At 41.3% G+C, this 19,805-nt stretch carries 20 protein-coding genes; 2 read left to right on the forward strand and 18 right to left on the reverse strand.

The window, feature by feature from the left end; translation table 11 throughout:
• Positions 1-4 precede the first annotated feature (4 nt).
• From AQ505_RS18360 to AQ505_RS18440, 17 genes are all read right to left on the reverse strand, one after another.
• Positions 5-805 carry an MbnP family protein gene (locus AQ505_RS18360; RefSeq protein ID WP_062549515.1) on the reverse strand — a complete coding sequence of 267 codons (801 nt, stop codon included), beginning with the start codon at positions 803-805 and terminating at the stop codon, positions 5-7.
• Between the two features lie 126 nt (positions 806-931).
• Positions 932-1,321 (reverse strand): hypothetical protein, encoded by a 390-nt coding sequence (locus tag AQ505_RS18365; RefSeq protein WP_062549516.1) that lies wholly within the window; start codon positions 1,319-1,321, stop codon positions 932-934.
• Between the two features lie 4 nt (positions 1,322-1,325).
• The gene (locus tag AQ505_RS18370; protein ID WP_062549517.1) at positions 1,326-1,964 is read right to left on the reverse strand and encodes an SCO family protein; all 639 of its coding nucleotides are present in this window, start codon (positions 1,962-1,964) and stop codon (positions 1,326-1,328) included.
• Complete coding sequence (locus AQ505_RS18375; RefSeq protein ID WP_062551107.1) at positions 1,964-2,398, reverse strand: hypothetical protein; 435 nt, start codon at positions 2,396-2,398, stop codon at positions 1,964-1,966. Before AQ505_RS18375 ends, AQ505_RS18370 begins: the two co-directional genes overlap by 1 nt.
• Positions 2,399-2,525: 127 nt before the next feature.
• Positions 2,526-2,900, reverse strand: a complete 375-nt coding sequence (locus AQ505_RS18380; RefSeq protein ID WP_062549518.1) for a hypothetical protein — start codon at positions 2,898-2,900, stop codon at positions 2,526-2,528.
• A gap of 83 nt (positions 2,901-2,983) precedes the next feature.
• Positions 2,984-3,370 (reverse strand): acyl-CoA thioesterase, encoded by a 387-nt coding sequence (locus AQ505_RS18385; protein ID WP_062551108.1) that lies wholly within the window; start codon positions 3,368-3,370, stop codon positions 2,984-2,986.
• A gap of 72 nt (positions 3,371-3,442) precedes the next feature.
• On the reverse strand, positions 3,443-4,447 hold the full coding sequence (locus tag AQ505_RS18390; RefSeq protein ID WP_062549519.1) for a beta-ketoacyl-ACP synthase III: 1,005 nt from the start codon (positions 4,445-4,447) through the stop codon (positions 3,443-3,445).
• 447 nt (positions 4,448-4,894) lie between these two features.
• Positions 4,895-6,649, reverse strand: coding sequence for an ATP-binding protein (locus AQ505_RS18395; protein WP_062549520.1), 1,755 nt, complete (start codon positions 6,647-6,649; stop codon positions 4,895-4,897).
• A 93-nt stretch (positions 6,650-6,742) separates the two neighbouring features.
• Positions 6,743-7,870, reverse strand: a complete 1,128-nt coding sequence (locus tag AQ505_RS18400) for a sensor protein KdpD (RefSeq protein WP_062549521.1) — start codon at positions 7,868-7,870, stop codon at positions 6,743-6,745.
• A gap of 251 nt (positions 7,871-8,121) precedes the next feature.
• Positions 8,122-9,192, reverse strand: coding sequence for a porin (locus tag AQ505_RS18410; protein ID WP_062549523.1), 1,071 nt, complete (start codon positions 9,190-9,192; stop codon positions 8,122-8,124).
• A gap of 241 nt (positions 9,193-9,433) precedes the next feature.
• The gene (locus tag AQ505_RS18415; RefSeq protein WP_062549524.1) at positions 9,434-10,000 is read right to left on the reverse strand and encodes a K(+)-transporting ATPase subunit C; all 567 of its coding nucleotides are present in this window, start codon (positions 9,998-10,000) and stop codon (positions 9,434-9,436) included.
• Between the two features lie 45 nt (positions 10,001-10,045).
• Positions 10,046-12,079, reverse strand: coding sequence for a potassium-transporting ATPase subunit KdpB (gene kdpB, locus AQ505_RS18420; protein ID WP_062549525.1), 2,034 nt, complete (start codon positions 12,077-12,079; stop codon positions 10,046-10,048).
• 91 nt (positions 12,080-12,170) lie between these two features.
• Positions 12,171-13,889: a potassium-transporting ATPase subunit KdpA gene (gene kdpA, locus AQ505_RS18425; RefSeq protein WP_062549526.1), complete on the reverse strand. Its 1,719-nt coding sequence runs from the start codon at positions 13,887-13,889 to the stop codon at positions 12,171-12,173.
• A 9-nt stretch (positions 13,890-13,898) separates the two neighbouring features.
• Positions 13,899-13,976, reverse strand: a complete 78-nt coding sequence (gene kdpF / locus AQ505_RS26110; protein WP_082461871.1) for a K(+)-transporting ATPase subunit F — start codon at positions 13,974-13,976, stop codon at positions 13,899-13,901.
• A 270-nt stretch (positions 13,977-14,246) separates the two neighbouring features.
• On the reverse strand, positions 14,247-15,578 hold the full coding sequence (locus AQ505_RS18430; RefSeq protein ID WP_062549527.1) for a sigma-54-dependent transcriptional regulator: 1,332 nt from the start codon (positions 15,576-15,578) through the stop codon (positions 14,247-14,249).
• Positions 15,579-15,588: 10 nt separating this feature from the next.
• The gene (locus tag AQ505_RS18435) at positions 15,589-16,752 is read right to left on the reverse strand and encodes a M20/M25/M40 family metallo-hydrolase (RefSeq protein ID WP_335337970.1); all 1,164 of its coding nucleotides are present in this window, start codon (positions 16,750-16,752) and stop codon (positions 15,589-15,591) included.
• On the reverse strand, positions 16,752-17,369 hold the full coding sequence (locus tag AQ505_RS18440; protein WP_062549528.1) for a GNAT family N-acetyltransferase: 618 nt from the start codon (positions 17,367-17,369) through the stop codon (positions 16,752-16,754). Before AQ505_RS18440 ends, AQ505_RS18435 begins: the two co-directional genes overlap by 1 nt.
• Positions 17,370-17,564: 195 nt before the next feature.
• Between AQ505_RS18440 and AQ505_RS18445 the strand changes: the two genes are divergently transcribed.
• Positions 17,565-18,218, forward strand: coding sequence for an SCO family protein (locus AQ505_RS18445; protein WP_062549529.1), 654 nt, complete (start codon positions 17,565-17,567; stop codon positions 18,216-18,218).
• 2 nt (positions 18,219-18,220) lie between these two features.
• The gene (locus tag AQ505_RS18450; protein WP_062549530.1) at positions 18,221-18,643 is read left to right on the forward strand and encodes a c-type cytochrome; all 423 of its coding nucleotides are present in this window, start codon (positions 18,221-18,223) and stop codon (positions 18,641-18,643) included.
• A gap of 153 nt (positions 18,644-18,796) precedes the next feature.
• Here AQ505_RS18450 and AQ505_RS18455 read toward each other — a convergent pair whose 3' ends face one another.
• Entirely contained in the window at positions 18,797-19,801 is a 1,005-nt protein-coding gene (locus tag AQ505_RS18455) for an SPFH domain-containing protein (protein ID WP_062549531.1), read from the reverse strand.
• Between the last annotated feature and the right edge of the window lie 4 nt (positions 19,802-19,805).

Here is a 19,805-nt window from a genome sequence, read left to right on the forward strand (position 1 = left end):
TTTATTAATTCACTGCTTTTACGGTAAACACTTTATTGCTGTAATTGGTGGCTACTGCCGCCATAGCCGAAGCTTGTGCTGCACCTACAACTGGAGTAGTCATGACATCAATCCCATCAAAAGCCTTTGCCAAATCCACATTTAAGCTAACCCCAGAGCTCTTTTCGCCACTAACTTTCAAAGTCTGTGGCAAATCCAGGACTACTGTTTTGTAGTTTGCATTTAATCCAGTTTCAATTTTTAAGGTTTTAGAATTGGCGCCCTCAGTGACCTTTCCGGTTGCCGAAGTAAAAATATAGCTGGTCAGCCACATCCAGGAAACATTGGTCATCCCGTTCAATGGGGAGAGCTCTCCGGCCAATAAACTCAGGTTATCATTGTATTTCGGATCCACGCCTACCGCGAATTTCAGTGTTTTATAGTCTCCTGCTTTCAGGTCTTTCAACACCACTTCTTCTCTTTTTGTAGCCGGGTAGACCGTAGTAGGCAGGTCGTTATTTACCCCTGTCAGCGTAATCGTTCCGGTTTCTTCCAGTAAATAGTAGGAACCGGGCACTTTGAATTCTTCACCATTGGTATTCACCAATACAACATTACTGATCCAATACCTGAATTTATTGAAGTTGAAAGTTTTTCCCTCAGCAGTAAAATCGGTATTCAATGCAAAATCCTGATTTCCAAACCTTGCATCGAAGCTAAGGGTGGTTTTTCCGTTAGTTTCAACGGCATTAATTGGATCTTTATCTTTTGAGCAAGCGCTGAATAGCAATGCTGATACCGTCATTAGGGTAAGTATTTTTTTCATTTTATTTGAAATAGTGATGCCATAGTCCTCCCCTTAAGTCGGAAAAATGGACTTTTTATAAAAAAACTGATAAATTGTAAGGGAATAGCGGGAGCTTTTTTTGGTCAAAGAAGCAGCCTGCTATCTTTAAGAATAAATGAAAAAGATGCTGGGAGGCGGGTGAGGAATCTCGTTATTGCTTTCCGGAAGATCAAAAGAAAACTCGCCAGGAAATTCAGGCGTTTTTAAACAAAGCGGAAGCAGAGGCAAATCAATTGCTTTCACAAAGAAAACATCCTGTGCGTTTTTCTTTTGTGCATCTCTTTCCTGTTTCTTTTCTTTTTCCTCTGCCTGTTTCAGCTTTTTAGCGAGGTAACATTTACCATTGCAGTGCATGGCTGGCTTGTCTTTATTTTCACAAAGAACCGTCGCAATGTACTGCTGATTGAGCTCAAACCCCGCGTATACGAAAACCCTGCTGAACTGTGCCAGCAATAAGGTCATCAATAAAACAATTGCGGTAAAGCGTTTAGGCATCTACTTATTTTTTATACTCTTTTAACAGAATATCCATATCAGACATCAACTGCTGTACATCCTTGTCCAGCGTTCCGTCATAAGCCCCTCTGATGCGTTTTTCTTTGTCTACCAGCACCAGGTATCCCTGATGGATAAAACCGCCGGGTGCATTCTTATCTTCTTGTGCGGAAACCAGGTAATTACGTTCCGCAAGGGCATAAATATCATCCCTGCTGCCCCATAAATACTCCCATTTCGTACCGTCAACACCTAACTTTTTCGCGTAAGCTTTCATTCTGGAAGGGGTATCATATTTCACGTCAATGGTATGGGAAGCCAGTTTAACTTCGGGATTGCCTTTATACTTTTCATACACTTTCATTAAATTCCGGTGCATGGTGGGGCATATCGTCGGACAGGAGGTAAAAAAGAAATCGGCCACATAAATCGCTCCATTGAAGTCTTTCTCTGTCACCACCGTACTGTCCTGATTGAAGAGTTTAAAGGCAGGAATCGTTCTAAAAATGCTATCTATCACCGTTTTGCCATCGACCACCCGCTCTGTTTGTTCCAACTGCAGAAAAGGCAACCTTTTCGGTTGGTCTTTACAGCTAGAAAGAAACAAGGCAGCGAGGGTCAGGCCAGCTAAAATTCCCCTCATTACTTTTTGAATTTACTGAAGTAAGCTTCCGATGATTTGATCTCTTTTTTATAAAGGCTGTCGACTGCCACAATCTTTGCTTTTTCCGCCTGGAAATACTGGATGGCTTCCTCATTTGATTTACCGGTAATATCCGGCTCAAATTTATGCATCCAATCGTTCATACTGTCTTCAGCAACCGTCAGCTCCTTCAAAAGCGCCTTGATATTTTCCTTTTCTTTCAGCGTATCGATTTCAGGAAATTTGGTTTTCAAATCTGCCATATTCCGCTGTAACGTATCTAGTTTCATTTGATAGTTTACAATCGTACTATGATCGCCCATAACCAGGTCATGAAATTTCATGACTTCATCGCGTTCTTTTTTATAATCAACAGGGGCCGTGCAGGCCATAGCAGTAATTGCCAGTAGCATTGCGCCAACTAATTTCTTCATTTTTACTCTTTTAAAAGACACCAAAATATTAAGCGCGTCAAAAACAGCGCATTCCCAAAAAGGCATAAAAAGGCGGAAACCCGATTATCAAAAACCAGTATTCGCTTTTTATCCTAAAATTTGTTAATTATACTGGAAATTGTGGAGGGTGGAAAATGGCATTTAGCAGCTCCTGCGGCATTCCGGTAGAAACGGGAACATGTAAGGTAATTTCCGCAAAAGCATATTGTTTGAATACAAATGGATTTACTACGAGTGCATCTTGAATTTGTGTTTTCTGTGCTTGTCTTTCCTGCTTTTGTTCTTTGTCTTGCGCTTGTTTTAACTTTTTCATTAAATAGCACTTCCCATTACATTGCAGCTGGGGTTTATCTTTATTCACACAGAGTTCGGCAGCGATATAACGCTGATTCATCTCAAAACCAGCAAATACAAAGGCATTGGCAAAGTTTACAGTAAGTAAACTGAACAAAAGCAATATGGCTGTTGGTTTGATTAACATCTGGCGCAAAGATAAGGAACAAATCCGGGGATTTACCCATTAAAAGCATAAAAAAAGCAGACCAGAGCCTGCTTTTCATTTGATTATTTTAATATTTTAATCGGTTTCTTGTGTTCATCGATGGCTACAAATGAAAATTCTCCGGTTACCGCTTTTTCGCGGTCTTCGGAGTACATCTGCTCTACATATATTTCGACTCTCACTTTCAAACTCGTATTTCCGATATGTGTAACAGTGCCTATCAGCTCAACAATGGTTCCGGCAGGAATAGGCTTTTTAAAGTCAATCCTGTCGCTGCTTACTGTCACCATAATCTGCCTGCTGAAACGCGTAGCGGTGATAAAAGCCACCTCGTCCATCATGTGCATGGCTGTTCCGCCAAATAAGGTGTCGTAGTGGTTGGTTGTATTAGGAAACACCGCTTTAAAAATGCGGGTCTCAGAAGCTTTAATTCTATCTTCTACGGTAATGCTGTTTTCTGTGGTAATATTATCTTGTACTGTCATTTGATTTTCTTTAATCATTTTCCCTGCGGGGAGGTTCTATTTCCCTCTCAGTTTGCCCCATTTTAAATAGGTAGCACCCCATGAGAATCCAGCGCCAAATGCGGTTAACAATAGCTTGTCACCATACTTGAAATCATCTTTAAAATCCCATAAAACCAATGGAATAGTAGCGGCAGTGGTATTTCCGTAACGTTCAATATTCACTTTCACTTGTGATTCCGTTAAGTTCAGCTGCTCTCCTACCGCCTGAATGATTCTTAAATTTGCCTGGTGAGGAATCAGATAGTTGATTTGTTTGATGTCCAGATCATTTGCTTTTAAGATTGCTCTGCAAGTATCTGTCATGCCCTGGATTGCTGCTTTAAACACTACACGTCCATCCTGGCGCACATAATGCAATTTCTGGTCTAAGGTTTCTTGTGATGCAGGGTGTTTAGAGCCACCGGCAGTAACAATAAGATTTTCCTTACCGCTGCCATCAGTTCTGAAATAACTATCAATTAATCCTACTTCTTCTTCTGTTTGTTCTAATAAAACCGCTCCGGCACCATCACCAAAAAGAATACAGGTATTGCGGTCTTTATAGTTTACGATCGAACTGTTTTTATCCGCACCAATGACAACTACGCGTTTGCATCGGCCGCTTTCAATCATACTTGCGCCTAAGGTCAGGGCATAAAGGAAACCACTGCAAGCAGCGTTGGTATCAATACCCCAGGCATTTTTCAATCCTGCTTTTTCACACACCATACTCCCCGTAGAAACCATCACATAATCCGGAGTGGATGTAGATACAATCACACAGTCTATATCATCCGGATTCACATTCCCATCTTCCATTAACCTCATCAAGGCCTTTGTAGCCATATCCGAAGTGGCTATACTCGCATCATTTACTATTCTCCGCTCCTTGATTCCGGTTCTGGACACGATCCATTCTTCGTTGGTATCCACCATTGTTTCCAGATCATGGTTGCTCAAAACAGTTTCCGGAACATAACCTCCAACTCCGGTTATCACCGCATTTTTACGTATTCTCATTCTGTGTGCTGTATGTATTGAAACAGGCAAGTATACCGATGCCTGTTATATTTTTTTTTGCAAAGTTACGGCTTCTCCAACATATTCCCGCAGTACTTTTGCAGCTGCGGCCATTTCTATCCGTGCTTTTTTTGTTTCCTCTCCAGCTCTGGTCTTCAAACCGCAATCTGGATTTCCACAAACTTGGCCTGCAAGACGCCATGCAGGCGCTTTTTTAAGCAGTAAAAATGGTACTTATTTTGATGAAACACCCGACAAAACACAACCATAAACATCTGATGATGTTTTACTTAGCTCATTAAAACCAGGAAAAACAGCCTATAATCCTATGTAAGCAGGAGCTCCTGCCTGATGTTCAGCGCTGCATTCCTATCCCCATTGTTCTGAATACTGTCATAAAATTCAAAATAACCTATAGGAATGTGAATTTTTCTATCATTTAATACCTTAAACCGCAACAGGCAGAGAGAAACAGAACCTACTGCCTTCTCCTAAGGCACTTTCCACCCAGATCGTACCCCCTTCCGCTGCTATAAAATCTTTAGAAATCGCCAATCCTAATCCTGATCCGGATTTATTATTCCCGTCTGTAGGTACTTGAAAGTACTTATCGAACAACCTTTTTTGGTAAACCTCTTCGATACCTTTTCCAAAATCCCTTACAGAAAACTCGATATGTTCCGCATTTTCAATCACCTGAATCACCACTTTAGATTTTTCAGGGCTATAGCGGAGTGCATTGGAAAGGAAATTGACCAATACCCAGGCTGTTTTTTCCACATCTACATAGATTTTCGGCAGGTTATTTCTGCTGATCAGCTCCAGCTCAATAGATTTTTGCTCTGCCTGGAAGCGTACTGAATCCATGGCATAAATCGCAATCTTACGGGGGTCAGATTTCACAAAATTCAATTGCAGGTTACCGGTTTCTACCTGTGCCAGGTCTAAAAGTTCTGAAGTGATTTTCAATAGTCGCCCGCAATCTTCCCTGATGTGCTGTACCAGTTCTTTCTGCTCTCCATTCATCAAACCTACGCGCTCATCGTCCATCAATTTTAAACTCATTTTTATAGAAGAGATTGGCGTTTTCAGTTCATGGGATACCGTAGCAATGAAATTGGTTTTTGCCTCATCCAGTTCTTTAAACTGCGTGATATTTTTTAAGATGTACACCTCTCCCGCTGTTTTTCCTGTTTGCGACATCGCTACATCAGCCTCCGCATCATAACTGGGAACCGTAATTTCTCTTTTCTCCAGCTGGAAATATGACTCTTTCTGATCGGCATAAATTTTCATCGTTTTCTCTGCTGTTTTATCCTGAAGAATCCGGTTGAGCAGGTCATTTTTTTTCATCAGTTCCTGCGCATTTTTACCGATCACTTCCGGACCATTCAGGTTTAAAAGTTCACCAGCCACTTTATTAAAGAAAAGGATTTCTTTTTTCTCATTTAAACCGATAATGGCGTCCTGCATCTGCTCTATAATCGCTTCAATCCTTAGCTTTTCGGACTGGATTTTGGAGAGGTTGCTATTTTCCCATTTATTCAATTCCTGGGCCATCGTATTAAAAGAAACCGCCAGTTCAGAAAACTCATCAGTACCATTAAATTCCAGGCGCTGTTTGTAATTTTTACGCGAGATTTCGCGGATAGCTTCAGAAAACTCCTTTAAAGGGTTGGCTACGAAACCAGGAAAATTCACGATAAAAGAGAATAGAATCAGGAAGCAGATAGAAGCGGTAAAGATTACATAAAGTGCTGCTTTTTCCACGGCTTTTTGGGCGGTATCATTTTTACGCACAATCGCCGCCATATTCAATTGATCAATCTTTCTCAATTCCGCTCTTAATGCAGTAACGGCCTCATGAACCTGATCGTCAGTGGCACCGGGAAGCATCATGGCCTGATAAGCCTGCCCCAAAGCGGAAACTGCTGCCCCCTCTCCTTTTTCCGTTATATTTTTACCCTCCATGGTCATGTAACGTTCAAACTCCTCCCTGGTAGCGCCGGAAAGCGGTAGAGGCTGTTCGTCCAGTACCGCTCGCATTTTACTGGTATAGCTCAATGTTTCATAGTTATCCTTCAGGATCACCTTTGAACTCAATGAAATCTGATTCATGTAAAACAAAGAAATTGCCCCAAAAAAGAGTACCACAATGAATAGGAATCCGAATCCAAGGCGGAGTTTGGTTTTAATTTTCATGACTGTTAGTTGTTATAAAGAATTATATTCTGGTTAAATTGTCCTTCTATTTTATACTGCGCCAGTGACCTGCATGGAATGGGGATTATCCCATTATGACAAAATCACAAGATCAGTTTCTGTGGTTGAAATGTGTTTTAAAAGCTGGTTAAAAATAGCTGTTCTCCATACGACCTGAAAAATATTTAAATGCGGTTTTCCAATACAAATTGTGGTGACCTCTTTTTCATCTGCAATCCGCATGATGGTTTGCGTGACTTCATCACTTTTCACTTTGATCACCTCTGCGCCAAGCTCTGTCGCCAGCTTAAAATTATTGATCAAATGCCGCTGCAAATCTAACTTAATTCTATTACCGCCCTCATTGCTATTCTGCACATACAACACAATCCAGGGGGAATTGTAATAGGAAGCCAGTCTTGCGGTTTTCCGGATCACCGTCTTCGCCGTTTCATGGTTGCTGGATATACAGGCCAAGAAACGCTCCGGTCTTAATTTGATTTGCTTAGGAATTTCCAGACTGATCTTCCTTTCCAGGCGATGTGCCACCTCCTTCAGGGCCATTTCCCGAAGCTGCAGTATCTTTTCCGACTGGAAAAAGTTCCCCAATGCCCGGGCAATCTTACTCTCATCATATATTTTTCCCGCTTTTAAACGGTCAATCAGTTCATCAGCGGTCAAATCAATGTTGACCACTTCATCAGCAAATTCTAATATTTTATCAGGAATCCTTTCAGTAATGGCAATTCCGGTAATTTTTTCAATTTCCGCGTTCATACTTTCCAGGTGCTGAATATTGACAGCAGAGATCACACTGATTCCAGCTTCCAAAATATCAATTACATCCTGCCAGCGTTTAGTATTCTTGCTTCCTTCCACATTGGTATGGGCCAATTCGTCTACAATAACCACTTCCGGATGAATATTCAAGATCGATTGCAGGTCCATTTCTTCCAGCTCCTTTCCTCTGTAAAAGAGCTTACGTCTCGGAATAATGGGAATACCTCCTAGCAAGGCCTGTGTTTCTGCGCGGCTATGTGTTTCTACATAACCAATCTGCAGGTCTATCCCGTTTTTTAACAATGCATGAGATTCCTGCAGCATCCGATAGGTTTTTCCTACCCCCGCACTCATACCGATATAGACCTTAAACTTTCCCCTTCGGGAGCGCTTTACAAGGTCTATAAAATCTTTTACTGCGCTTGGTTTTTGCTCTTCCATCTGGGCTTACCATTTAATAATCACGTAGGCTTGATCTATCAAATACCACAACAATATCGCCAATAGCAGAGCAACACTCAGCAAGGGGATTAGTTTAACAGCTGTGGTACTATAATTTCTTTTTCTCATGAATAGCTGTATAATATTTAACATAAACACGTTCATCATTTTGAGATCACGAAAGGGACCGGAGGGGGAAATAAGTCGCTTTTGAGCAACAAAATGATGAACATATTTCTTCAACTATGATTTTAAAAAGAGACCGCAATACTTGCAGTCACTGCAGCATTATAATTTACTGCGGATGCGCGACGTGTAAAGATTTTGTCTTTGCTATCATACAGTTTTCCTTCCAATCTAACCACGGCGTTGGTTACCGGCGCATAGTCAAGGTTTAAAGAATATCCGGTTGTTTTAAATCCCTCGGCTGTTCCGGTAGCGATCAGCATTCCCTTTCTATCTTCATAATATTCTACTCTTCCTGCTACTGCCCAATTTGGGTTAAAGCGGTACTGCGCGATCGCTACCGGCGAAAGCACTTCATTTTTCGCAGATTTACCCTTCTCTTTTTGCTGCGTACCATAGTCAAATCCAAGCGTCAGACCTAAATGATCCGTGACCTGGAAAATCCCGTACACATTGTGGTAAAAACGCTGTACACGTATCGAATCTGCACCTTCCGAACCTAAGTAGTTGCTATAATTGACCGTGATCTTATCTGTAGGTTTCCAGGTCAGCTGCAGCCCCCCGGCAGGCTTTGAATTTTCATGCTGACGGGTAATGCGCTGCCATCCGTTTAAGTAAAGCACCGTTGCGCTAAACTTCCCATCAGCGGTTCCGTAACTGATTTTCGCTCCAGTCTCAAAATAGGGCGTATTTTCCGAAGAAATATTCCGGGTCAGTACCCAGCAATCTTTTGATACCGCACTTTCAAAACCGATGTGTGAAGAGAACACCCCTGCATCGATCCATAAGTTCTGAGTTTTTGACAGTTTAACACCTGCATTTGCTTCATAAATATTTTTCAATACCCCAGGCTCAGCAGCCAGGTTTGCATTGGTATAAGAACCGGCCATGAGGGCCATATTTGCACGTACAGCGCCATTGTCGTACGCTGCTTTAATAAACCCTAAGTTCAGGGCTACTTCATTACTGCGGTTATGAGAATAAATAAACCCAGGTCTGTTGTTGTCTGAAGGTCTGTTGAAATCATAACCATAAGACGCTTCTACATAACCTGAGACTTTAATCTTTGATTCTTCCTGCCCATAAGAACAAATGGCAGTGCCTAATACAGCTGATAATGCTATTAATTTTTTCATTGATATATCTATTTTTAACTATTATAAAACTTCCGCCAGTCTATTCACAACGTTTGTAAACACCTGCTGATCGCTTCATTTGTAATTTCATTTAAGGGATTTACACAGGCCCCTTTCCGCCTTTTTTATTGTTTTTTATGGATGAGCTCCAAATTTTCTAAGCATAGTTTCCCCGTCGGGCTGCCAAACCTTATGGTTTGGCAAACGCGTTTAGTTTAGGCAGCACAATCGGGAGGGATACTTATTTTTTTAACTCATCGAGGGCAACATTTAATTTGAGCACATTCACTTTTGACGGACCGAATAGACCGAACAATGGGCCTTCGGTATTTTTCAGTACCAATTCTGCTACTGTCCTATCGCTCAGTTTACGGTAAGCCGCTACTCTTTTGATCTGCATAATGGCTCCGGTTTCTGAAATATCAGGGTCTAATCCACTTCCAGAAGCAGTTACCATATCCGAAGGGATATCTGCTTTTTTCAAATAAGGATGGTATTTCAACAACGTATCAATTCTCTCTGAGACCTGTTTCAGATACTCCTCGTTTGTTGCGCCTTTATTGGAACCTCCGGAACCTGCCGCATTGTAACCTACAGCTGAAGGTCTGCCCCAGAAATATTCTGGTTTTGTGAAGGACTGGCCAATTAAAGCATACCCCACCACCTTACCGTTTTTAGTGATTTTCTCGCCACCTCCTTCACCTGGTGTAAATTTCCCGATGAAAGCAATAGTTAATGGGTAAATGATGCAAAGCAGTACCAGGAGTACTCCGGTTAATCTAAGTGATTGTATGATGTATTTTTTCATGACAATGTGTATTTTAATATTTTATATGATCTTTTTACAATGCGATTAGGCCATCAGGGAAATCACCATATCAATTAATTTTATCCCGATAAATGGAGCGATTACGCCTCCAATTCCATAAATCAGCAAGTTGCGGCGTAACAATGCACTTGCGCCAATTGGCTTATAAGATACCCCGCGTAAAGCAACCGGAATCAATAAAGGAATCACGATTGCATTGAATATCACAGCGGATAAGATGGCTGTTTCCGGGCTGTGCAGATTCATGATGTTCAGACTGCGTAAAGCAGGAATTGACACGATGAACAAAGCAGGTACAATGGCAAAATATTTGGCCACATCATTGGCAATGGAAAACGTAGTCAGGGTTCCTCTGGTGATCAATAACTGTTTTCCAATTTCAACGATTTCGATCAGTTTCGTTGGATCGTTGTCCAGATCCACCATATTACCTGCCTCTTTTGCGGCTTGAGTACCACTGTTCATGGCCACACCTACATCTGCTTGTGCCAGTGCTGGCGCATCATTGGTACCATCACCCATCATGGCTACTAATTTGCCCAATGCCTGTTCTTCTTTGATATAGTTCATTTTATCCTCAGGTTTAGCCTCTGCGATAAAATCATCTACTCCTGCTTTCTGCGCAATAAACTTAGCCGTTAATGGATTATCACCAGTCACCATTACTGTTTTCACCCCCATTTTACGCAAACGCTCAAAACGCTCAGAGATCCCAGGTTTAATGATGTCCTGCAGTTCAATCACACCTAAAGCATGCTCATTTTCTGAAACTACGAGCGGCGTACCCCCATTGCTGGCAATTCTTTTCACCTGCTCTTCAATGTCCATTGGGAAAGGATTTCCTGCAGCCAGCACTATGTTTCTGATCGAATCAAAAGCACCTTTTCTAATGCGTCTGCCATCCTGAGTATCTAAACCACTAGACCTCGTTTCTGCGGTAAATTTGATGAACTTCGAACCTTCAGGAGCAGTAGTAATCAGCTTAGGGTCTTGTGCTGCTGCCAGTTCAACAATCGACTTTCCTTCCGGAGTTTCATCCGCTAAAGAGCTCAGTACACAAGCATCAGTAAAGCTTTTAATGATGATTCCAGCGGTTGGATAAAAGTGAGTAGCCTTACGGTTACCAATGGTAATTGTTCCGGTTTTATCTAATAATAACACGTCAATATCACCTGCAGTCTCTACAGCTTTACCCGATTTCGTGATTACATTAGCCCTTAAAGCCCTGTCCATTCCCGCAATACCGATTGCCGATAACAAACCGCCAATTGTTGTTGGAATCAGACATACAAATAGTGCGATGAAAGAAGCAATCGTAATCGGTGTATTGGAGTAATCAGCGAATGGTTTTAAGGTGATACATACGATGATAAACACCAGGGTAAAACCGGCTAGTAAAATCGTCAATGCAATCTCGTTTGGTGTTTTCTGGCGGGAAGCGCCTTCTACTAAAGCAATCATTTTATCCAGGAAGCTTTCTCCGGGGGCAGTGCTTACCTGCACTTTAATCTGATCTGACAGGACTTTTGTACCACCAGTGACCGATGATTTATCACCACCAGACTCACGGATTACCGGAGCAGATTCTCCTGTAATTGCCGATTCATCGATGGTGGCAATCCCTGAAATGATCTCTCCATCTGTTGGGATGGTATCTCCGGTTTCACAGAAAAACACATCTCCTTTTTTCAATTGATTAGAAGAGCGAACTACAATAGTACCATCGCTCATCACTACTTTTGCAGGTGTTTCTTCTCTGGTTTTACGTAAACTATCTGCCTGTGCTTTACCTCTTGCTTCGGCGATAGCCTCTGCAAAATTGGCGAACAAAACAGTTAATAACAGCACCAGGAATACCACAAAGTTATATCCGAAGGAACCCTGACTGGAATTACTGATGGAATAAATGGTGACAAACAGCATCACAAATGTTCCAATCTCTACGGTAAACATTACCGGATTCCGGATCATCAAACGCGGATCAAGTTTGATAAATGATTGCTTTAATGCGGTATTCACTAAAGCAGGTTCAAATAATATGTTGGATTTATTTTTCATTATAATCTTTTGTTTTTCAATGGTGATCAGGAGATCTCAGCTCTTTTCATCACCATATTTTTGTTTTTTATAGATGCCTAATGTTGTTTTCTTACTTGACCATACTGAAATGTTCGGCTAAAGGACCAAGTGTGAGCGCAGGGAAAAAGGCAAGTGCCGCGATGATCACGATGACCACAAACGTCATCACACCAAACGTTAACGTATCTGTTTTTAAAGTACCTGCAGATTCAGGAATGTATTTCTTCGAGGCCAATAATCCAGCAATAGCTACCGGACCAATGATTGGAAGGAAACGTCCAAGGATCAGCACAAAACCAGTCAGCACGTTCCAGAAGACGTTGTTATCACCCAAACCTTCAAAGCCAGATCCGTTGTTGGCAGCTGCTGAAGTGTTTTCATACAGCATCTCAGAAAAACCATGAAAACCAGGATTATTTAACCAGCTTGCCGGTTTCACCAACCAATCTGCATCCGGGAAATTAGTGACAGTATAAGCGGCAAGGGCCGTCCCAACCAGGATAATAAAAGGGTGTAAAAGCGCGATGATAGAAGCAATTTTAACCTCTCTGGCTTCTACTTTATGTCCGAGGAATTCCGGTGTTCTACCCACCATCAATCCCGAAATGAATACCGCAATAATGATAAATATGAAGTAGTTTAAGATTCCTACACCACAGCCGCCGTAAAAGCAGTTCATCATCATGGCAATCAATTGATACATCCCGGTTAAAGGCATGGCACTATCGTGCATCGAGTTCACCGAGCCGGTCGAAATAATTGTCGTTACTGTGCTCCAGTAAGCAGTTGCGGTAGGTCCAAACCGGATTTCCTTCCCTTCCATCGCTCCTGTGAGCTGACTAACGCCCATTTTTGCAATATTCGGACTGCCTCCAGTTTCAGATATGACGGTAGGCACGAGCAACAACATCATCCCTAAAGTCATGATCCCGAAGATCACCCAGGCCATTTTCTTCCTGCGGATAAAATACCCAAAAGCGAAAACCATGGCAATTGGAATGATCACTTGTGAAATCAATTCCACCATATTGGTGAGGTAGTTTGGATTTTCCAATGGATGCGCACCATTGACCCCAAACCAACCACCACCATTTGTTCCTAAATGTTTAATGGCTACAAAACCTGCTGCCGGACCACGGGAAACATGTACTGTATCGCCTTGCAATGAAATAAACTGGTCTTTACCTTCATAACTGGTAGTGGTACCGTTAAAGGCAAGAATAATAGCAACCACTACTGAAAGTGGCAGCAGCAAACGGGTAATTGCGCGGGTAAAAAACACCCAGAAGTTACCAAGATTAGTCGTTGTTTTATCTCTGAAAGCTTTAAATAAGACTACTGCAGCAGCAATACCTGTAGCGGCACTCACAAATTGTAAGAACATAAATACAAAGTGCTGTGTGAAATAGGTAGCCCCGCTTTCGCCTGAATAATGCTGCAGGTTACAGTTCACCACAAAACTGATGATACTGTTAAAGGCAAGATCCGGTGATTGGCCAAGGTTACCGTCTGGATTTAAAGGCAATTTATCCTGATAAATCAGTGCAAAAAAGCCATAAACCAACCAGACCATATTGATCATCAACAGCGCTTTCATGTGCTGTTTCCAATTCATAGATTCCTCCGGGTTAATTCCGGATAATTTATAGATTCCTTTTTCAAAGGGTTTTAGAAAGTCAGTCCAGACTTTCTCACCTGCAAACATCTTTGCCAGATAGATACCCAAAGGGATTCCGATCAGCAAGGTTAGGGCGTAGGTGGCAATGATACCTAGTAATTCAGTGTTCATAACAGTTAATTAAAATTTTTCGGGTTTAATCAGCACGTATACCATGTAGATAAATACTGCGATTGCGATAATGAATAATGCGATCATAATTTTTAGATTTTCTCGAACCAGTCGATTGATTTGTAGAATACCCAGACCATCAGGAGTAGGGCAAGAAGTAATGCGATTGTTAACATAATATGGTTTGTTTTGACCGGGCTATGCCAATCTATATACCAAAAGAGAAGACCAATACACAAAAGACTGACTATCAATGAATAAAACAGGTTTTTATCAAAACGAAAATATTGGAAATAAAAAAACCCTTCCATTTTGGAAGGGTTTTTTATCATATTGAATGGTTGGTTATTGATCAGTTTAACTGATTTTATACTCTTCCATCTTACGGTATAGGGTGGTTAAACCAATTCCTAATAGCCTGGCGGCTTCCGTTTTATTCCCTCGGGTATGTTTTAATACTTTATTGATGTGCTGTTTTTCCATCACCTGCATTTTCATAGAATCTTCTTCCTGAACTTCAGCATGGAACTCATAAGGCAGCAAATTGGCCGTAGCCACATTCCCATCTGCAAGAATCACCACCCTTTCCATCACGTTTTTTAATTCCCTGATGTTTCCTTTCCAGATATGCTTCATCAGCAAGTCGGAAAATTGCTCATCCATTGTAAAGTCCTGCTTATTCACTTTCGCGGCAAACTCCTTTAAATAATGCCTGGCAATCATCATGATGTCGGTTTTCCTTTGTGCGAGGTTTGGCAGCTCTATAGAAAATACCGAAAGCCGGTAATACAGGTCTAACCTGAACCTTCCCGCATCGGCTTCTTCTTTTAAGCTCCTGTTCGTAGCCGCAATGATCCTGACATTGACTTTACTAGTTTGTGTGTCTCCAAGCTTGATGAAAGTTTGATTTTCCAATACCCTCAGTAATTTGGCCTGCAAATCCAGGTTCATCTCTCCGATTTCATCTAAGAATAAAGTTCCTTCATGGGCTTCTTCCAATAAACCTCTCTTATCCTTGTTCGCTCCCGTAAATGCACCTTGTTTGTACCCAAAAAGCTCGCTTTCTAAAAGCTCCGGATTAAATCCGCTGCAATTCAACGCAACAAAAGGTTTATTTTTTCTGGGGCTTTCATAATGAATCGCCTGTGCAAAAACTTCTTTACCAGTACCAGTTTCTCCTAATAAGAGTACCGTAGTGTCTGTACCAGCAACTTTCTGCGCCAGGTCCAATGCCTCTTTCATGGCTTTCGACTGTCCCAGAATGCTGCTAAAGCTATATTTTTTGCTGATTTTATTCTCCAGGTCATACACCCTGCGTTGAAGTTTCACCTTGTCCATTGCTTTATAAACCAGTGGAATGATCTTATCATTATCATCACCTTTGGTGATGTAATCAAAAGCACCATTCCTCATGGCCATGACCCCATCCGAAATGGTTCCAAAAGCAGTAAGGTTAATGACTTCTACATAAGGCTTTATCTTTTTGATTTCTTTTACCAGCTCTACGCCGTTGAAATCAGGTAATTTCACATCGCTGATCACGACATTCACATCCTGCATGGCAAGGGTTTTCAATCCTTCCTTTCCGGTGTTAGCCTGAAACACCTTAAATCCCTCCAGCTCAATAATCCTGGCCAGAAGGCTGCAGATCTTTTTCTCGTCATCAATGATTAGGACGGTGTCTTGCATATCGTTAATTTCAGCAATTATAATAATTATCTGACACAACTAAGTTTTTCTTGCGGTCATGATGGCTAAATAAATTTTCCAGCATCCAAATGTACGTCACAATTCCAGACCTGATTTCCTCTACATAAATAAATTCATCGGCAGTATGGGATCTGGCAGAATCACCAGGCCCCATTTTTAAGGAAGGCACTTCCAGCCAGCCCTGATCGGAACTGGTTGGAGAGCAATACGTTGTTTTTCCAATTTCTTTACCTGCCATGACTAAAGGATGGTAACCATCAATAAAAGATGGATTCATCACATTTGGCCTTACTTTAACCTGGCAGTTCGTATGGTTTTGAATCGTAGTTAAAATTTCTTTTGGCGTCCAGCTGTGGGTAAAACGGATGTCTACTGTAAATTCGCATTCTCCAGGCACAATATTGTGCTGCAAACCGGCATGGACTTCGGTCACAGTCATTTTAACCGGGCTCTGCAAATCTCCTTCAATGGGAAAAATAAAGTCCGAGAACCATTGAATGTCCTGCAATGCTTTGTAGATCGCATTGTCGCCCTCTTCCCTTGCAGCATGTCCTGGTTTTCCGAAACTGATACAATCTAATACCATAGATCCTTTCTCTGCGACGGCCATTTCCATTTGTGTAGGTTCTCCTACGATGGCAAAAGCAATATTGTGAAGTTCAGGGAGAATAGATTTTAATCCATATTCTCCAGAAGTCTCTTCTTCTGCTGTTGCCGCCAGACAAAGGTTGTAAGGTAGGTTTTCGAATTGATGAAAATGAAGGAAAGCAGCAATCAGAGACACTAGACAGCCTCCTGCATCATTACTGCCCAGACCATACAATTTTCCTTCCTCAATAAAAGGAAGAAAAGGATTGAAATGATAGGCTTTTGTTGGCCGAACCGTATCGTGGTGAGAATTTAACAGCAAAGTAGGTTTTGCAGGATCAAAATTCTTATTGTAACACCAGATATTATTGCGTTTGCGAAAAGTAAAAACATGGTGTTTGTGAAGGAAAGCCTCGATCAGGTCGGCAGTATCCTGCTCTTCGCCACTAAAAGAAGGCGTGGCAATCATTTTTTTTAATAGCTCCAGTGGGTCATCACTCAAAGTATACAGGTCTGGCATTTGACCATTGCGATTATCGTTATGGGTGTTCATCATTGATTTCATTAGGAAGGAAGATTAGTTTTAGAAAAATATCGTTGATAGGATTCGGTGGCAAACTCCTGCGCTTGTACCTGTTTTATCTTTTCAGGGTCGAATAGCATGGCGGTACACAGGCAATTGCATTTTTTCTTGCCTTCCAATACGTCATAGTTGACACAGCTTTTACAGCCTTCCCAAAAATTAGGGTCATGGGTAATTTCCGCAAAGGTGACCGGCTCAAAGCCAAGCTGGGTATTCATCTTCATAATGGCCATTCCAGAGGTGATACTAAACACCTTTGCCTGAGGATACCTTCTCCTAGAAATTTTGAAAACACGGTCTTTTATAGCTCTGGCAACGCCAGACTTTCTAAATTTAGGAGCAACAATTAGTCCGGAGTTGGAAATAAACTGGTCATTCTCCCAGGTTTCAAAGTAGGCGAAACCTACCCATTCCCCAGTACTGGTTACCGCGATTACGGCTTTTTCATCCCTCATCTTCTGTGCAAGCGATTCTGGCGTTCTTTTTGAAATACCCGATCCGCGGGCAATAGCAGAGGATTCCGTTTCCTGAATTATTTCATCTACGTATTTTATATCATTTATGGTAGCAATACGCACAAAGATCATTGGATTTTCCATTAGTATTCTAATTTTACCAAAGCCCTATTCAAAGTCGGTGCCTAAGCAGGAAAAATCAACGAAACTGGGTTTTAACGTTGATTAAGGCAGGAATATTAATTTCATGACGTTCTGATGTCAATAGTAAACCTTACCAGAATGAAAGGGTTAATTTCATTTTAGTTACCTTTACCGAAATTCTATAATCAAAAAATTATGAAGCTAAACTTTTCCATTCCTACTACATTTCTATTTGCGCTCGCTCTCTTTGTTTCTTCCTGTCAGGATACTAAAAAACTGCCTATTCTCGGGCCCAGAGAAGCGGTTACGGTAAAAAATGCAGATGGTTCAATGGGTGTGGATACAGTTTATAAAACTATTCCTGCATTTAGTTTCTTAAATCAGGATAGCGTTTTGATCAATAATGATACTTTCAAAGACAAAATCTATATCGCTGATTTCTTCTTTACGTCCTGTACTACGATTTGTCCGACGATGCACAGAAATATGAAAACCATTTTTGAGGAGTATAAAGAAAATCCGGAAGTGATGTTTCTATCTCATACCATCGACTTTAAATACGACAAGCCATCTGTATTAAAAAAATACGCGGAGAAGCTGGGTGTTGATGGTCCAAAATGGCAGTTTGTATATGGTTCAAAAGACAGCATCTATAAAATTGCAGAAAAAGATTATTTGGTAGCGGTAATTGAGGACAGCACCAATAAAGATGGTTACATTCATCAGGGATGGTTGATGCTGATCGATAAGAACAAACGTATTCGTGGTGCTTATGATGGCACTGACGATAAACAAGTTGCACAGCTTAAGAAAGATGTGGCCGTTTTACTTGCTGAAGATAAAAAATAACCATGCGCAAATTACTGATTTCTATCCCTGTACTTTTCACCTTCATCATGATGATTTACTCCTGCCAAAGTGCGGATCAGGTTACTCAAGATTTGTATTATGTGAGCGGAAGAGACTATTATATCAAATATTGTCAAAACTGCCATGGTGCTAAAGGTGAAGGCCTCGGCGCTCTTGCTCCACCACTTACCGATACTGTTTTCCTAAAAGAAAATAGAAATAAGCTGGCTTGTTTTATTAAAAACGGAATGTCTGAGCCCATTACGATTCATGGCAAGAAATATGAAGAAAAAATGCCCGATTTCCAGACGCTGGGCAATATAGACATTGCAAAGATCGTGGTGTACATCACCAATTCATTTGGAAATAAGCAAGGTATGTATCCTCTTGAACAAGCCAACGAAGACCTTAAAAAATGTAAATAGGTTTTCTTTTTATTACTCCTGTTTTTAAAAGTAAAGGCTGAATTTTCTAACGTTTAGAAAATTCAGCCTTTTTGCTTAGAACGCTATAATATAGGTTTAGCTCTTCTGACCTACGTTTTGCAGATTGGAATTTATGGCGCCGAGTAAAACTAATTATAGTTGCGTCAAATACTCTTTTTTCTTTTGATCGAATTCCTCCTGCGTAATGATTTGCTCATCTAGCAACAGTTTTAAAGTCTTCAACTGTTCAACAGGATCTTTTCCCGCAGCAGGCTGGATCACTTCATCTATTTTATCATGGAATACTTTTCCCATATTCATGGCGGCACCCAATGCAATTCCGGCACCAGCCATACCGCCTTCATTTTTGGCAGCATCTCTTAAGGCGCGTAGCTTTTCTAATTCAAAGTAGGATAATCCACCTTTGGCGGCAGCCATAGCATCTGCTGACACATCGGCAACTCTACCGATTCGAAGTTCGGTTTCTTCATCAAATGAATTTCCTTCTACTCTGAAATCAGTCAGCACAGTCCCTAGTTTCGCAAACTCAACTTCCAGCTCGCTTTTCATTTCCAAGGCAATGCTGTTCAGTTCTGAATCGATTCTCGTAAAAGGGATTTTAGATCCGGAAAGGTACGAAGACAGCATTTGAGGGATACGAGACTGAATCAGATCACGAAACACTTCAGTCGTATATTCCTGTTGTGTACCGGCATATTCCGTAAAAAGTTTTTTCGCATCGAGCAGTCGATAAGAAAAGTTTCCAAATGCAGAAAGCTGTACAGGAATCTGGTATTCCGCATCTATATATTTCACTGGTGATGAGGTCCCCCATCCCTGATTAACCACTTCAGCTTTGCGATAAAAGTATAGCCCCACTTTGTGCTCAGACTCGAAAAGCTGTGCTGCTTTGAGTAAAGAGGTCACAAAAGGATGGTTATCTGTAGCAATATGATACACACCTTCGCTGTCGAGCACATCGGTAACCTGTCCTTCGTAGATCAGGATGCAGCCTTGTCCTGGCGCAATGACTAGCTTACTTGCATTCTTGATCTCGTCTGTAGCGCTGGGATATTTCCAGAGCAGCACATCAGGCTGTTGAGGCTGCCACTCAATAACGGTGGCCAGTTGTTTTTTTAGAAAATTAAAAAATCCCATATCT

This window comes from Pedobacter sp. PACM 27299 (assembly GCF_001412655.1).
GTDB lineage: Bacteria > Bacteroidota > Bacteroidia > Sphingobacteriales > Sphingobacteriaceae > Pedobacter.

Bases quoted from the DNA above. Each gene is read 5' to 3' on its own strand.
- AQ505_RS18445 (WP_062549529.1), top strand. From the start codon at position 17,565: ATGAAGCTAAACTTTTCCATTCCTACTACATTTCTATTTGCGCTCGCT.
- AQ505_RS18395 (WP_062549520.1), bottom strand. From the start codon at position 6,649: ATGAAAATTAAAACCAAACTCCGCCTTGGATTCGGATTCCTATTCATT.
- kdpB (WP_062549525.1), bottom strand. From the start codon at position 12,079: ATGAAAAATAAATCCAACATATTATTTGAACCTGCTTTAGTGAATACC.
- AQ505_RS18400 (WP_062549521.1), bottom strand. From the start codon at position 7,870: ATGGAAGAGCAAAAACCAAGCGCAGTAAAAGATTTTATAGACCTTGTA.
- AQ505_RS18415 (WP_062549524.1), bottom strand. From the start codon at position 10,000: ATGAAAAAATACATCATACAATCACTTAGATTAACCGGAGTACTCCTG.
- AQ505_RS18390 (WP_062549519.1), bottom strand. From the start codon at position 4,447: ATGAGAATACGTAAAAATGCGGTGATAACCGGAGTTGGAGGTTATGTT.
- AQ505_RS18410 (WP_062549523.1), bottom strand. From the start codon at position 9,192: ATGAAAAAATTAATAGCATTATCAGCTGTATTAGGCACTGCCATTTGT.
- AQ505_RS18435 (WP_335337970.1), bottom strand. From the start codon at position 16,752: ATGAAATCAATGATGAACACCCATAACGATAATCGCAATGGTCAAATG.
- kdpA (WP_062549526.1), bottom strand. From the start codon at position 13,889: ATGAACACTGAATTACTAGGTATCATTGCCACCTACGCCCTAACCTTG.
- AQ505_RS18430 (WP_062549527.1), bottom strand. From the start codon at position 15,578: ATGCAAGACACCGTCCTAATCATTGATGACGAGAAAAAGATCTGCAGC.
- AQ505_RS18360 (WP_062549515.1), bottom strand. From the start codon at position 805: ATGAAAAAAATACTTACCCTAATGACGGTATCAGCATTGCTATTCAGC.
- AQ505_RS18455 (WP_062549531.1), bottom strand. From the start codon at position 19,801: ATGGGATTTTTTAATTTTCTAAAAAAACAACTGGCCACCGTTATTGAG.
- AQ505_RS18375 (WP_062551107.1), bottom strand. From the start codon at position 2,398: ATGAAGAAATTAGTTGGCGCAATGCTACTGGCAATTACTGCTATGGCC.
- AQ505_RS18450 (WP_062549530.1), top strand. From the start codon at position 18,221: ATGCGCAAATTACTGATTTCTATCCCTGTACTTTTCACCTTCATCATG.
- AQ505_RS18365 (WP_062549516.1), bottom strand. From the start codon at position 1,321: ATGCCTAAACGCTTTACCGCAATTGTTTTATTGATGACCTTATTGCTG.
- AQ505_RS18440 (WP_062549528.1), bottom strand. From the start codon at position 17,369: ATGGAAAATCCAATGATCTTTGTGCGTATTGCTACCATAAATGATATA.
- AQ505_RS18370 (WP_062549517.1), bottom strand. From the start codon at position 1,964: ATGAGGGGAATTTTAGCTGGCCTGACCCTCGCTGCCTTGTTTCTTTCT.
- AQ505_RS18380 (WP_062549518.1), bottom strand. From the start codon at position 2,900: ATGTTAATCAAACCAACAGCCATATTGCTTTTGTTCAGTTTACTTACT.
- kdpF (WP_082461871.1), bottom strand. From the start codon at position 13,976: ATGATCGCATTATTCATTATCGCAATCGCAGTATTTATCTACATGGTA.